The sequence below is a fragment of the Haladaptatus marinus genome (assembly GCF_051194195.1).
The window spans coordinates 390254-404547 of record NZ_JBLZNK010000004.1 but is presented as its reverse complement, the minus strand read 5'-3'; the positions used below and the strand labels follow the sequence as shown (position 1 = coordinate 404547).

Annotated in this window: 12 protein-coding genes; 4 read left to right on the top strand and 8 right to left on the bottom strand. The window is 56.6% G+C overall.

Features of this window, described 5'->3' with window-relative positions; all coding sequences use genetic code 11:
* The first annotated feature begins 393 nt into the window (after positions 1-393).
* Complete coding sequence (locus tag ACN2TU_RS15815; RefSeq protein WP_435156682.1) at positions 394-510, top strand: zinc ribbon domain-containing protein; 117 nt, start codon at positions 394-396, stop codon at positions 508-510.
* 244 nt (positions 511-754) lie between these two features.
* Positions 755-1183: an OsmC family protein gene (locus ACN2TU_RS15810; protein ID WP_435156681.1), complete on the top strand. Its 429-nt coding sequence runs from the start codon at positions 755-757 to the stop codon at positions 1181-1183.
* 98 nt (positions 1184-1281) lie between these two features.
* Here the strand turns inward: ACN2TU_RS15810 and ACN2TU_RS15805 are convergent, their stop codons facing one another.
* Complete coding sequence (locus ACN2TU_RS15805; RefSeq protein ID WP_435156680.1) at positions 1282-2049, bottom strand: S1 family peptidase; 768 nt, start codon at positions 2047-2049, stop codon at positions 1282-1284.
* Between the two features lie 729 nt (positions 2050-2778).
* Here ACN2TU_RS15805 and tbsP point away from each other — a divergent pair.
* Entirely contained in the window at positions 2779-3585 is an 807-nt protein-coding gene (gene tbsP, locus ACN2TU_RS15800; protein ID WP_435156678.1) for a transcriptional regulator TbsP, read from the top strand.
* Between the two features lie 56 nt (positions 3586-3641).
* Here the strand turns inward: tbsP and ACN2TU_RS15795 are convergent, their stop codons facing one another.
* The 7 genes from ACN2TU_RS15795 to ACN2TU_RS15765 all read right to left on the bottom strand — a co-directional run bounded on the left by ACN2TU_RS15795 (position 3642) and on the right by ACN2TU_RS15765 (position 12468).
* A complete protein-coding gene (locus tag ACN2TU_RS15795) occupies positions 3642-5720 on the bottom strand; it encodes a dipeptide ABC transporter ATP-binding protein (RefSeq protein ID WP_435156676.1) in 2079 nt (692 codons plus the stop codon).
* On the bottom strand, positions 5720-6637 hold the full coding sequence (locus tag ACN2TU_RS15790; protein WP_435156675.1) for an ABC transporter permease: 918 nt from the start codon (positions 6635-6637) through the stop codon (positions 5720-5722). The genes ACN2TU_RS15795 and ACN2TU_RS15790 overlap by 1 nt, the downstream gene beginning before the upstream one ends.
* On the bottom strand, positions 6634-7629 hold the full coding sequence (locus ACN2TU_RS15785; protein WP_435156673.1) for an ABC transporter permease: 996 nt from the start codon (positions 7627-7629) through the stop codon (positions 6634-6636). Before ACN2TU_RS15785 ends, ACN2TU_RS15790 begins: the two co-directional genes overlap by 4 nt.
* Positions 7626-8483: an HpcH/HpaI aldolase/citrate lyase family protein gene (locus tag ACN2TU_RS15780; protein ID WP_435156671.1), complete on the bottom strand. Its 858-nt coding sequence runs from the start codon at positions 8481-8483 to the stop codon at positions 7626-7628. Before ACN2TU_RS15780 ends, ACN2TU_RS15785 begins: the two co-directional genes overlap by 4 nt.
* Positions 8476-9696, bottom strand: a complete 1221-nt coding sequence (locus ACN2TU_RS15775) for a CaiB/BaiF CoA transferase family protein (RefSeq protein ID WP_435156669.1) — start codon at positions 9694-9696, stop codon at positions 8476-8478. The genes ACN2TU_RS15780 and ACN2TU_RS15775 overlap by 8 nt, the downstream gene beginning before the upstream one ends.
* 21 nt (positions 9697-9717) lie before the next feature.
* Positions 9718-11658 (bottom strand): ABC transporter substrate-binding protein, encoded by a 1941-nt coding sequence (locus ACN2TU_RS15770; protein ID WP_435156667.1) that lies wholly within the window; start codon positions 11656-11658, stop codon positions 9718-9720.
* A gap of 159 nt (positions 11659-11817) precedes the next feature.
* Positions 11818-12468 carry a helix-turn-helix domain-containing protein gene (locus tag ACN2TU_RS15765; RefSeq protein WP_435156665.1) on the bottom strand — a complete coding sequence of 217 codons (651 nt, stop codon included), beginning with the start codon at positions 12466-12468 and terminating at the stop codon, positions 11818-11820.
* Positions 12469-12788: 320 nt separating this feature from the next.
* Between ACN2TU_RS15765 and ACN2TU_RS15760 the strand changes: the two genes are divergently transcribed.
* Complete coding sequence (locus ACN2TU_RS15760; protein ID WP_435156664.1) at positions 12789-14294, top strand: right-handed parallel beta-helix repeat-containing protein; 1506 nt, start codon at positions 12789-12791, stop codon at positions 14292-14294.

Below are 14294 nucleotides of genomic sequence, written 5' to 3'. Positions count from 1 at the left end.
ACACTGAAATCGGAAGGTTTGCGTTCCCACACTGTGTTTCTGTGACTGTCGATTCGATAGTACCCTATCGGGTTTGACAGTCCGACAACTGGCAGTTGACTGGGTGTTTGCCGCATCAAAAAGTAAGCCCACGGATACCAAACCGACAGAAAATAACCAAGTACCTCCAAGTCCTTTACGGGATCGGAGTACCGGGGGCGTGGCACTTCCATCGGCGGGTCGGGTTGTAAACGTACGTTCCCAAACCAGCGCAATCGGGCGTGGGAAACCCCGTCGTTTACGACGGGGAGGATGTCACCCCACGCTGAATTGGAGCGTCAGGCCGTCGTTTTTGAAGTACTTGCGTTAGAAACCAACGTCTGTTACCCATCAAGTGGCCAAAGCCTACGATAGATGGCAGACGATACTACGTCACTCGAAAACGACTACGAAACCAACTGCCCGATGTGTAAACAGCCAGTTCACCCCCGTCACAACATCTGTCCGCATTGTGAACATCTCCTTGAATAGCGGCACGAAATAATCCCACCGAGGATCGGTCGGAGGAGGCGACAGCATGAGCGACGAGACGGTGAAGCTGCTCCGCGTTATCTTGAATACAGGCGCTAAAACCCCGCCCTTTAGGGCGGGGAGGAGTCACCACGAATCGGACTGAGTCATTTTCACTTGTCAAAAGGCCTGTGATTTCCCTGCACAATAATAGCGTCCGATGGCCGGTATTTCCATACGGCACGCGTCCGTATCCCAGCACGGAATGACCACACGACAAGCCGAAACGACATGGAACGGTGGAAAGGACGGGAGCGGGGATTTTGAGACCGAGAGCGGGCAAATAGAGGGAGCGTTCCGGTTCCCGACGCGCTTCGAAGACGAACCCGGTACGAATCCCGAAGAGCTCATCGGGGCGGCTCACTCGGGCTGTTTCTCGATGCAACTGACGGCGTTCCTCGAAGAGGAGGGACACACGCCCGAGCGCCTTCACACATCGGCAGACGTGCACCTCGAACGAGCCGACGGTGGCGGGTTCGAGATTCCGCGCATCGACTTGACGTTGGAGGCGTCAGTTCCAGACATCGAACAGGGGACGTTCGACGAACTCGCCCAGCGCGCCAAGGACAATTGTCCGGTCTCGAAAGCGCTTGCCGGGCCGGAAATCACGCTCGACGCGACGCTCGAGAGCTAAGTTCGATCGTCATTATCTTGAATACAGGCGCTAAAACCCCGTCGTTTACGGCGGGGATACAGCGCCTGAATACAGTTAAAATGTGGCCATTTTCCGGGTCACCGCCACTCACGCAACCATTTCGCAATCGTTTCCGCAGGCGTTGCCGTCGCGACCGGTACCTCCTTTGGATAGGCGGTGTACACGGTTTCCGGGCGATCGACGCGCCCCGGAGGGTGGGTTTCCGGCGAGGTTCCGTTGATACAACCGGCCACGTTACCATCCATCGTCAGCAGCGGCGACCCGCTGTTTCCATCCCCGGTCGGAATTTCGGCTCGAATCCAGTTCGAACGCGCATCGTACGTGTTGTACCGACCAAGCGAAATCACCCAGTTGCCGACCGACTTCGGATGTCCGACTGCGAGCACCGGTTCCCCGGTCGCGATGGGGGCATCCGTCCGCATCGAGAGGGACGGTGGCGGGTCGATATCGATTTCGAGCAGCGCGATATCGGGAAAGAGATCCCGATGAAATCCGACCCGGGTCGCGATTCCCGTGCGTTCATCGAACGTCTCTATATCCACTGTCGATGTCTCCCGGACGATATGCGAGTTGGTGAGAATGTAGCCGTCGTCGATACTCCAACCGGTACCACCGCCACTGGCAGTCGTTATTCGGACGACCGACCGCTGAACCGTCTTTCCGAGAGATGTAGCCCGATTTCGTGTTGTTTGGGAGAACTCGGCAGGTTGTCCGACAGCGGTCACGTCAGCGTCAGTCGTGGCCGGTACATCCCGGTGTCCGCATGCAATGGCTGATGCGAGCGACGGGATAACAGCACAGCCCGCCGAGCGAAGAAACTGCCGTCGCGTCGGTCGGTGACTCATTCACACCCACCCAATTCGTCGTGCAATTCGGTGTCTCACAGGTATGTTCGCTCGGACACACGGCGTTTCAGTACGACACGAACAGGTTCTCATCTGCTGTAACTAGCGGTTGTCACCTCAAACTCTTGTGGCCGACAGCAGTCCGAACCGAAGTCGTGGGAGAAGTCAGTGACTACGGTCAAGCGTCTGAGATGATTTGCCACGTCCTACTCACTCACCACATTCGCGGTTCGGTTCGTACCGATGCTACGGCGTCCCTACCTTGTTTCATTGCCCCAGCGTACGAATGCCGACGGTGCCCGTCTTCGAATCACACCGAGTGTGCTGGTCTGTCAGTGGCGACATTTCGAAATTTCCGAGTTTCCCCACTCGAAAGCGTAGAACGTGTGGGTTTTCGGATCGATACTCCGTGCCTATATATGGCGCATACCGTGCGTAGGTTCACCAATAATAATCTGGTTGTCAGTATGGTCGGCCTGTTGTTTTCGTTCATGCCGAGCTGTTCCCGGTTCATCGGCCGAAATGGCTTGGTAACCGGACTATCGGGATGGTAACCACACGAATCCAGTCATGCAAATTACTGTCGTCGAGCGATATCAAAAGATGCCAACACAGTAACTTTCTCAGCTGGTGTTCTCCAAGTTAAGATGTTCCATCTACTATTTTCACACACTCACTACGATTATTAATGCATGTAGAACAAAGGAACCGTTTCTCGTCTACGTTTGTATGTCGGCAAACGCAAACGCTATCGACGAAGAGTTCAGCGAGACTATCAACCCACTATTCGAAGATGCAGATTCTGTACTCTTCGTGAATCCAGCACCGGACGTGTTTCGAACGGTAATGATGTCCGCGGCAGGGTTTGAAGAAGAACTCCCCAGCCTCCGCGTGCTCGCAACACCTGACGTGTTGAAATCGGCCGTCGATGACTTCATCCTCGCGAGTCAAATCGCGGAGTTAGTTGACCAAGGACAATTGGAACTCCGCACGACGACCGAGGTTACACGAAGCTCCCTGCTCATCAGCGATGACCAGATTATTACGGTGATAACTCTGGATGATGAATTGACGGGACTTCGCTCGACGGATGATGATCTAGTCACCAACGCGCGGACGACGTTCGACAGCGACTGGGAGAGTGGCGAGGAGTTCAGCTTGCGGACGCCACCGCTCTCACGGGTACAGGAGACGCTCGTCGATGAACTCGGCGAGGACGTCGAGGACGATTTCATGATGATCTTCGAATCGGTCGATCGGATTCCGGGGGAGGACAACGAACTCGACGAAGTTTCGATTGCCCTGTTGGTCGGCGCACACAACGAAGTGCTCCTCTACGATATCAGCAAGTGGGGTGAGGATACTGGCGTTGCAAGCAAAGCCACCTTTTCGCGAACGAAAACGCGCCTCGAAGACCGCGGGTTGATCGAGACGGAAAAAGTTCCCATCGATGTGGGCCGTCCCCGACTTCGGTTGGTCTTGGTGCCGGACGACCTGGAAGATATCGACAGTCTCGCCGAGCAGGTAACTGCTTAGGCACAAGCGAACGTTCGACACGTCAAATTCGTATTGTTTGGAGAACAGAAGACGAATCAGTCGCTACTTGATTCTCCGTGCTCAGCCGATTGGTACTCGTTTGTGATACCGTCGGTATCCCCCTTCGGGAAGTAGCAGGCCGCTTTGTGTTCATTTTCAGCCGCTTCAGCAAGCCCCGGTTCGGCCCGTCGGCACTCCTCGTTCGCTTTCGGACATCGTGGCGCGAAGGTACAGCCCGACGGAAGGTTCACCGGATCCGGTGGTTCACCTTCGAGATGAATCCTATCGCGGTCGACCGAGGGATCTTTTTCCGGTGTCGCGGACAGAAGCGAATAGGTGTAGGGGTGTTTCGGTTGGCTGGCAATGTCATCGACATCGCCGGTTTCGATGACGCGACCGAGGTACATGATCGCCAGACGGTTCGAGACCTGCAACAGACTCGCGAGGTCGTGTGAGATGTAGATGATGCCGAGATTTTCCGTGTCGGCAAGTCCACGGAGGAGATTGAGCAGATTCACTTTCAACGACACGTCGAGCATCGACGCGGGTTCGTCACAGATGAGGAAGTCCGGATCGAGGACGAGTGCTCGTGCGATGGCGACACGCTGTCGTTGGCCGCCCGACAGTTCGTGCGGATACTGGTCGAGGAATTTCTTGGGGGGAGTGAGTCCCACCTTTTCGAGCGTTTCGATGATGGCGACCTCACGCTCGTCGGTTCGGTAGTCGTGAATCGTCAATGGTTCACCGACGAGTTGCCGGACGGTCTGTCGAGGGTTAAGCGAGTCGAACGGGTCTTGGAAGATGATCTGTACCTTCCGCCGAAATTCCTTCATATTCCCGTCCTGGTAATACTCGTGTGACTCCCCATCGAAGATGATTTCACCGCCCGTCGGTTCTTCGAGCAGCGCTATCGTCTCGCCGAGCGTCGATTTCCCACACCCGCTTTCACCGGCGATGCCGAGCACCTCCGAACGCCGAACCGACAGGGAAACGCCATCGACGGCGCGCACGTAGTTCGGATCCTCACCCCGGAACTTACTCACGAAGGACTGACTCTGTGAGTACCACCGCTCGATGTCGTGTGTCTCGAGAATCGTTTCCCCGACTTCGGTTTCGGTGGCGTCCTCGTCGCTGATTCCCCACGTTTCCGGCACCGTCGCATCTCGCCGCATTTTGGCGGCTTCCTGGACACGATGACACGCCGAGCGATGGTTCCGGTTGGGGAGGTCGACGAACGCTGGATGAGATTCGTCACACTCGTCCGTCGCGAACGGACAGCGATCTTTGAACACACACGCCGACGGTTCTCGGTTGAGGTTCGGTGGTGACCCAGGGATGGAGACTGGGTCATCGGTCTCATCGATTTCCGGAAACGAGTTCTTCAGTCCCATCGTGTAGGGGTTCGTCGGATTGATGAGCACGTTATCGACGCTTCCCTGTTCCATCACCTTGCCACCGTACAGGATCGACAAGTCGTCGCACGTTTCCGCGATAACCCCGATTTCGTGCGTGATAAGTAACAACGAGCTATCGATTCGATCCTGAATCTCGAGGATTTTGTCGATGATCTTGTCCTGAACGATGACGTCGAGACCGGTCGTCGGCTCGTCGGCGATGATGAGATCCGGTTCGAGAGCAAGCGCCATCGCGATGGTTACCCGTTGTCGCATCCCACCAGAGAACTCGTGTGGATAGTCGTCGATGCGATTTGGGTCGAGGCCAACCAGGTCGAAGAGTTCTCTAACCCGGTCACGCGCCTTTGATTTCGAGACGTTCCGGTGTTTCAGTATCGCCTGCTGGATTTGGGCACCGGTCGTCATCACTGGATCGAGGGCGTCCATCGCACTCTGGGGGATGTACGCGATTTCCTCCCACAGGACATCGCGTCGTTCACGCGGTGAGAGCGTCGTCAAGTCGCGTCCTTTGAACCGAATCTCGCCAGCTTCCACCTGACCGTTGTCGGGGAGGAGGCCAAGGATCGCCTCCGCTGCGGTCGATTTCCCTGACCCGGATTCACCGGCGAGGCCGTAGTTAACGCCCTCGTCGATGCTGAACGAAACGTCGTTGACTGCGTGAACGGTGTCGTTTTCCGTGCTGTACGTGACTTTGAGGTCTTGAACGTCGAGTAATGTCATTATTCGATTTCAATTTCGGGATTGATGACTTCCTCATACGCGCGACCGATGAGGAACACCGAGGTCGTTATCGCCGCGATACCCAACGCAGGTGGGAACACCCACCACCACGCGATACGGATGTTACCTGAGTCGAACACCATCCGAAGCATTCGTCCCCAGCTCGTCATCGTGGGGTCGCCGAAGCCAAGGAACGCAAGACTCGCTTGGGCAGCGATCGACCATGCGACACCGTACGCCGTGTAGAGGAATCCGATCGGCAGGACGTTCGGCGCGACGTGGAAGAACATCGTCCGTAGGTTGCTGGCACCGCTTGCCCGCGCCGACTTCACGAAGGTTCGCTGTCGAACGGAGAGCACCTCCGAGCGGACGACGCGAGCGGGCATCTTCCACAGGAAGCCCGCGATGATGAGCGTGATAAGCCAGATGTTCGGCGTGACGAACGTCAAGAGCAGCAGGGCCATCGGCATAAACGGGAGCGAGAACGTCAGGTCAGTCAACCGCATCAACACTTCGTCAACCCCGCCACCGTAGTAGCCACTGACGAGGCCGACAAGAAATCCGATAGCTCCGGTTCCCAAGCCGCCGAACAGGCCGACGATCAACGTCGGGCGAGCGCCAGCGAGGAATTGGCTGAGGATGTCCTTCCCGTACGCTGTCGTTCCAAGCGGTGCCTTCGCGTTCGGCGATGAAAGCCGCATGATGCTCCCGTCCTCCGTTTTCATATCGTGTTCGATGGGGTCATGTGGGGCGAGCATCGGCCCGAAGACACCCAATAAGATGAACGTGGCGACGATGAGAACCCCGGCGAGCGCGAGGTTATCCCGTCGGATGAAGTCGAACTGTTCCTTCAGAACCGTTCGCCATGTGTCGATGCGCTCGAAGATGACGGCACCGTTCGTCGTATCGGTGCTCATGCGGCACCACCTCCACTCGTGGAGACCGTCGGGTCGAAGTACGCGTACAGGACATCCGCGAGCAGATTTGCGATGATGACCGCAAGCGCCATGATGAACACGGCTGCTTGCACGAGCGGGTAATCCTGCTGTTGAATCGCGAGGACGAGCGCACGACCGATACCCGGCCATGCGAAGACGACTTCCAGGAGGATGAGACCCTGGAAGATCATCCCGAGTCGGAGTGCGAAGTACGTCAAGATGGGGAGCATCGAGTTCCGTCCGGCCCGAGCCAGTTGCTCGAACTCGGAGAGACCTTTCGCTCGGTGGAGTTTGAGGAACTCGGAACCCTTCTTTTCGACCACGCCGTTGCGAGCGAGCAACATGAAATCACCGCTGTAGAACAACACGGCGACCGAGAACGGGAGGATATAGTGGTGCAGGAAATCGGCCGACAGATACGTATCGAGATACCCCGACGGTGACGCGGTTACTTCTCGCATCCCGAACGCAGGAACGAGGCCGAGGGTGTACGAGAAGAGTATCACGAAGAGGATAGCCGTAATGAACACCGGCGTCGAGCGGAGGAACGTCGTCACGATGATACTGACCTTCTCCAGTTTCCCGCCGCGATTCCAGCCGACGTACATGCCGAGCAGGGAGCTCAGGATCGCCGTCGTAACGAGTGCCGGAATGAGGAGTATGAGCGTGTTGACCAGCTTTGGCTCGAGCACCTCCCAGACGGGGCGACTCCGCAGGATGGAGTAGCCGAACTGGAACGTCAGGATACTTTTGAGGTAGCTTATGTACTGCTGCCACAGCGGCTTGTTCAATCCATACATCCCCATGATCTCGTCAACCTGTTCCTGGCTGAGATTCCCGGCAGTGATGAGCGCCTCGAAGGGGCTTCCGGGCAGCATGCGCAGGACGATGAAGATGATCGAAACCGCGATGAGCGTGAGCGCTGCGGCGATGGCGAATCGTTTTATCAGGAACTTCCGAAAGTCGCTCATTCTGCCACCTCCTCGTGTCGGCTGAGAACGGTTCTGTACTGGTCGACTATCGCAGTGTCAAGGAAGACGCCGTCGACAACGAGCGAATCACGGTCAGCAGTGTCGAACGTGTCGACGAAGTGTGTCGCTTCCTCGACTTCCGCTGGGGTTGGCGTGTACATTTCGTTGATTATCTCAAGCTGGGACGGATGGATCGCTTTCTGTCCGATATAGCCGATCGCTCGACACTCCTTCGCCTGTTCACGAAGCCCTGTCGTGTCGGTGAAATCCTGATACACGGTCGCAATCGGATCGAGACCGCCGACGGCTGCCGCACTGACGATGAGTTCACTGAGAAAATCGTGTATCCGGGTCGGTTTCCCGGTCGCTCCGATTGCACGTGTATAATCACCGAAACCGTACGATAAGCCGGTAACGTGGGGCAATGAACCGCCATGGGCGGCGATTTCGTCGACCGCGAACAGGCCTTTCGGCGTCTCGATAGTAACGATGAGTTCCGGTATCGCACCGTTGGCAGCCTCGGCGACCTGTGTTGCTCGGTCGAGCTGTGCGGGTTCCTCGACCATCGGCAGGATTACGGTGTCGATGTCAGCGGCGACCGCCGCACGGAGGTCAGACTCCCAGTGTGGTGTCTGTAGCCCGTTGATTCGGACACAGGCTTCCGTCCGACCGAAGGAACGTCCTTGAAGAACGGATTCGATATTCTCCCGGGCGTCAGCGACGGCATCGTCCGGAATCGCGTCTTCGAGGTCGAAGATCACTGCGTCGGCAGTATCGAGTCCTACTGCCTTCTCCATCATTTCGAGGTCATCCGCCGGCGTGTAGAGGAACGACCGTCGAAGATGTTCAGTCATCCTGTTCACCCCCGATACTCGTGACGCCTCGTGTGGCGAGTCGGTGAACCTCTTCAGGCGTTCTGTCGGTGAGTTCCGTGATTACTTCGAGTGCGTGTGAGCCAATCTCCGGGCCGGGATGATCGACCGAACCCGGTGTTGCCGACAGTTTCGGGAAGACACCCCGCATCGCCATATCCTCGTCCCTGTCGTCGTCTTCGACGTAGATGATGGCATCGCGGTCGTCGAAATGCTCGTCGTCGAAGATATCGGCCATGTTGTTGACCGGGCCGATTGCGGCTTCGTGCTCTTCGAAGATGTCGATGACTTCCGCACGTGTGTGGTCGCTCATCCAGTCGCCGATAATCGAATCGAGCTCTTCGACGTGTTCGAGGCGGCCTTCCATCGTTTGGAACCGTTCATCGGTGGCCACCTCTTCACCACCAACGATTCGCAAGATTCGCTCAGCGATGCTCGGCGAACTTCCCGAAATCGCCACCCATCGTCCGTCCTTCGTCTGGTACGTGTTTCGTGGGGCGGTACGGCTGCTCCGGTTGCCTGACCGCTTGTGGTCGACACCCTTCTGTTCGTGCTCGATGACCTGGTCGCCGAGAACCCCGAACATCGTTTCGAGGATGGCGGAGTCGATGTACTGACCGGAACCGCCGTGAACGTCTCGCCAGTAGATGGCCATCAAGACCGCATACGCCGAATGAAGTGCACAGACCGAGTCCGCCATCGCGGTCGGCGGGAGCGTCGGTGGGCCGGTTTCCTGGCCGGTCGAATAAGCATAGCCGCTCATCGCTTCCACTAGCGTGCCGAATCCGGGACGATTTCGATACGGCCCCGTCTGGCCGAATCCAGTGACGCGAACCATCACGAGGTCATCGTTGACATCCGAGAGCGTCTCCCATCCGACGTTCCAGCGTTCGAGCGTCCCTGGACGGAAGTTCTCGATGAGGACGTCTGCATCGCCGATGAGGTCGGTAAAGATGTCCTGTCCGTCGTCGGTGTGGAGGTCGAGTGGGACACTCTTCTTGTTTCGGTTCACCCACTTCCACGACAGTTCTTCGTCGGAGTCGCCGAATTCACGGAGTGCGTCCCCGTATTCCGGGTGTTCGACTTTGATAACCTCGGCACCGAAATCACCGAGTATCATCGCAGTCAGCGGCCCGGCATAGAGACTCGCCGCGTCGACGACCGTTATGCCTTCCAAGGGCTTATCTGGTATCATTTTTGAAAGAATTTATGCAGGTTACGAGAAGTCGGCCTGTCCGAGTTCCTCACGGCGTTTGTGTGTGTTTTCGTTTTGAACACGTTCGACGAACGCCTTCCACGCCTTTCCGTTCGGGAACTGGAGGTTGTCGTTCGAATCCCACGTGTAGCCAGCCTTCTTCAGGATGGTTCGTGCTCCGTCCACGTCGTGCCCGTAGTCCTTCGTATCATCGGTGTTCCACGGCGTGAGCGGTGAAATCGGGTTCTCGCCGGTTGGAATCGTCGCCCGGCCCTGCAAGACGTCCTTGACGAAGCCTTTCTTATCGACTGCCTTCGCGAACGCGACGCGGAACTCCTTGTCACGGATGAGCGGACAGGAGAACATCAGCTTCGCATCGAGCGGTGCGAAGTTCTCACTCACGACCTTCTCGATACCACCCGTGCCAGCGGCGCGGTCCGCTTGGCTGTTCGACAGTGTGCCACCGATGGCGTGGATTTTGCCTTGTTGAAGTGCGCCGAGCATCGAGTCAACGTTACCGACGTTGACCCAGATAACGCCCTCGAGACCCGGTCCAGTCGCGGCTTGGTCACCGAGGTGCTTCTTCCGCCAACCGTCCTTGAACATCCAATGATCATCGTTTTTCTCGACTTCGAAACGAGAGCCTTGGTCCCAGTTCTTGAACGTGAACGGACCCGTTCCGATGGGTTGTTGTGGGTTGTGTTGTGCCGGATTATCGACAGACTCCCACTTGTGTTTCGGGATGATGACACTTCTGACGACACGCTGAGTCATGAAGGCGGCGTCCGGATATTTGAGGTTAAACCGTACTTTGTGCGTGCCGAGAACCTCGGTGCTCTTGATCGGCTCATAGAAGGACACCTGACTCGTCGATGAATGTTTTTTGTACAGATCGACGGTGAACTTGACGTCCTCCGCCGTGAACGGTTTGCCGTCATGCCATTTGACGCCCTTTCGAAGGTCGAGTTCGACCGTCGTGTCGTCGGTGTACTTCGCGTTCGTCGCGAGAGCAGGGACGACGTCGAGGTTCGGGGTCGCATCGAACAATCCATCGTAGATGAATTTGAGGCGTTTTTCTTCAGCGCCCCCGGCCGCCCACGGGAGATTGAGCGAGTTCATCGAGGTAGTGACGCCCTTGACGTACGTCTTCTCACCCGTCTGGGGTTGCAGATTGACCTCGGACCATTGGAAGGAGTCGCCGGTCGGTCCGTTGCCAGGAGTCTTCACGTACCCGTTCCACTTCTTCCGGTTGACGGCGGTGATGACATCGGGGAAGATACCGATGATAGCGCCGACGTCTTCGGCGAAAATACGCTGTGCTTCGGAAACGAGCTGTTGGCGTTTTTTGTTGTCTCCGGTTACCTCCCGCTGTTTACTGAGGAGTTCGTTCAGTTTCGGATGGAAGTAGTTGTCGTAGTTGGACGGGTTGTCCTTGTGCCGACGCATTAGGAGTGGGTTCGGGTCGAGTCCACGCTGAGGGTCCGGCCCATGCGTACTCATTGAAATGACCGCTTGGAGTCCGGGGGTATTCCAGCTCTGTGCGTAGAGTTGGTTTAGCGGCCGGTCGTTGAGTTTGGCCGAGACCCCGATACCCTTAGCGGCCCGCTTGAACATGAGTGCGTGTTCTCGCATCCATGGGTCGTCCTCGCTGGAGTACTCGACGGGAATCGGGTCGAGTGCGGCACCAGCCATTGCAGTGTACTGAAGTGGTGGTTTCTCGGCGTCGATATTCGACCAGTCGTGCCAGTACTTCGTCTCGACCGTTTTCGGCACCCCTTCCGGCACCTTCGCTTTCTTGTCTTTCGCTTTGCTGTCACCGTTGGAGTCCGAACTGCTATTGCTGCAGCCAGCAAGGGCGGTCAACCCGGCGGTGCCAGCGATAGCCGTTGCCAAGTAGTTGCGACGGCTGATTTCTCGTTCATCGATACGCTCTCGTGTGTCCTCATGGTCTTGTGATACCATGCTACACAATATCATTAGAGATCATTATATTCAAGATACTCCCGAAGTGGGTCGATGATTATCGTCATTTAAGTAGGAGGGAGGTGTTAAGGATGATAATATGCTTCAAATGGTATTTTTTGGACTATCGACTGAGAATTTCACAACGCAAATGATACGTCACTCACGAGGTCCGTATATTAGTTCCAAGAGGTTGCGTTCCGCAGTTCGCAATCGTTCGCTGAGTGTCGACTGAGAGATATCCAATCCGTCAGCGAGTTCCTGTGCCGAGATCTCTCGGGGAACCTCGAAATATCCCATATTGTACGCCGTTTCGAGAACGGAGAGTTGCTCGTCGGCGAGTTTCGTGATGAGTACTTCTGTCAGTCGGCCACTGTCAAGTGGTTCGCCTGGATTATCGATTTCGTTCATGCTTTTGAGGTCGAACCCACCGAGTGCATCCTGCAGGTCATCGGCGAGCGAGCGGAAGTGTTCCCACGTCCGGACAGTGACGACCACGTCGAATGTTCCATCTTGGAGGACGATTCGATTCGGAATCGCCTCTCGACGGAGAATCAGCCCGAGGATAAACGGATACGACTCGTTTGCGAGAATCGTGAGCCGCTTGACCGTGTCACCATTCGGTCCAGTTGGGACATCACGCGTGTAATAGAGTGAAACACCGGAGATGTTCTTAATAAGGTCGTCCGAATCAAAGGTCGTAGTCGATGAAACGGTAAGCGACTCGATCCAGGTGCCATCTTCGACGTAGAAAGCGTTATCGAGCTCGATGCTTCGAACGTCACTCAGGTGAGCATCGAGCTTCTCCATCACACCCGTCGGGGTCGTTTTGAATTCGACACGAAGAATGGTTTTTCGCCTCCTGTCGCTTTCTATCGTCCCGGTATAAATGCTTCACGACAGGCACCACCGAGATGTACACAGCACTGCTAACACACGATGGTCGTGCTGCGTCGGCTACGGTGGAGTGCCTCCATCGATGAAGCACCAGCGAGAGGGAGTGTCGTTCTCAGTGCGGGAACGCGATTGGTCAATGATGGAATTTTGTACGACTAACATTTCACTGACTTTAGTTGAAATAGAATAGAAGGCCATAAATACTAAAATCGTCCGCTGAGGAGTTTTTTCTGATGGCTCCAAGTCAACAAATCGAAACCGAAACGAGTCGTCGTTCATATCTCAAGCTTGCCGGCATCGCTGTAGGCTCGACAGCGATGGTCGGCAAGAGCGCCGCCGCCCCGTCCGACCTCGAAGATCAGTACGAGACGGTTATCGACGTTACTGACGAAGGTGCAGATCCCAACGGCAACGAAACGATCACACCGATCATCGAGGAATTAGCGGGAAGCGATACGCTACTGAAGTTCCCGAGCGGCGAGTATTACATCGACAAACGGATTCGCGTCACCGGCTGTAACAACTTCGGAATGGTCGGAGATGACGCGACGCTCGTTCCCGCACCGTTCGACGAGTTCGACGATAGCGGTGATTGGAACTACAAGCTGTTCAGGCTCGGCGTCGGAGACGACCCCGTTACGAACCCCCGCGTAGAGAATTTCACGGTCGATATGAGCCGCGAGAACACCGGAGTGCGGGTTATCGATGCGGCCGCAGACGACGGGTTGATCGTTCGCGACATCGAGATTGTCGGCCGTCACGACACCGGCGCGTGGGGGCCTGGCCGATTCGTGATTACCTCGTCCGATGGCAGCGGGCTCGTCGAGCGGTTCTCGGCACCTGATGGCGCAGTCGCCACGGAGAACGCACCGGGAGATAAACTAAAATGGGGGCCGACCGGGATCCTCTGTAACACGAACGAAGGAACGATGACGTTCCGAGACTGTGTTCTCGGCTCGTTCCCTGACCACGGACTGTACGCCTCGAGCGGCTCAGGGTCGGTGCAGGTCGAAGGCGGTCGTTTCGAAAACAGCCTCGGTGCGAACGTCCGCATCGGTGGTACCGATAGTTATGTCAAGGACGCAACCATCGTCGTTGACCAACAGGACGGGTTCGGCCGTTCGCAGCAGGGGCTCCGGTTCGAAAACGGCGACAACGTCGTCGCATCGAACATCGACATCCAGTCGAACGTGTCCGACAGTCCCCCCGTTTGGGTTGACGACAGTTCAAACCAAAGCCGCCTCACTAACAGCACTGTCACGGTGCGAAACGAGGGCCCGACCCCTGCCGTGAATGTTCGAAGGGGTGCAGGCACGACCGTCATCCAAGGATGTGAGATTACGCACGAAACAGACGGTGGTTCGGCGGTGAAAATCCAAGAAGACGGCGGGCGAGTGGAACTCCGGGACACCACCATCACGGGGCAGGCAGCGACGAATGGCACGTATAGCGCGATTCACAACAGCCGAGATAACAGTCTCTTCGTCGACCTCACCGTCGATCATGGTGGTGACGCTGGACGCCACGCATTGACCAACACCGCCGCGGATTGCACGATTCGGGGCGGGACGTACATCTCCGAGAGCCATGCCGTCGTTGAAAGTGGTACCGGCACGCTAATCGAGGATATCACCGCGCGTTCACGACGTGGAAAACCGGGTCTGCAAATTCTCGAATCCGCGGAGAACCTCACGCTAAGGAACAACGATATCGAGGGCGGCATCGAGGATGAGCGGTAA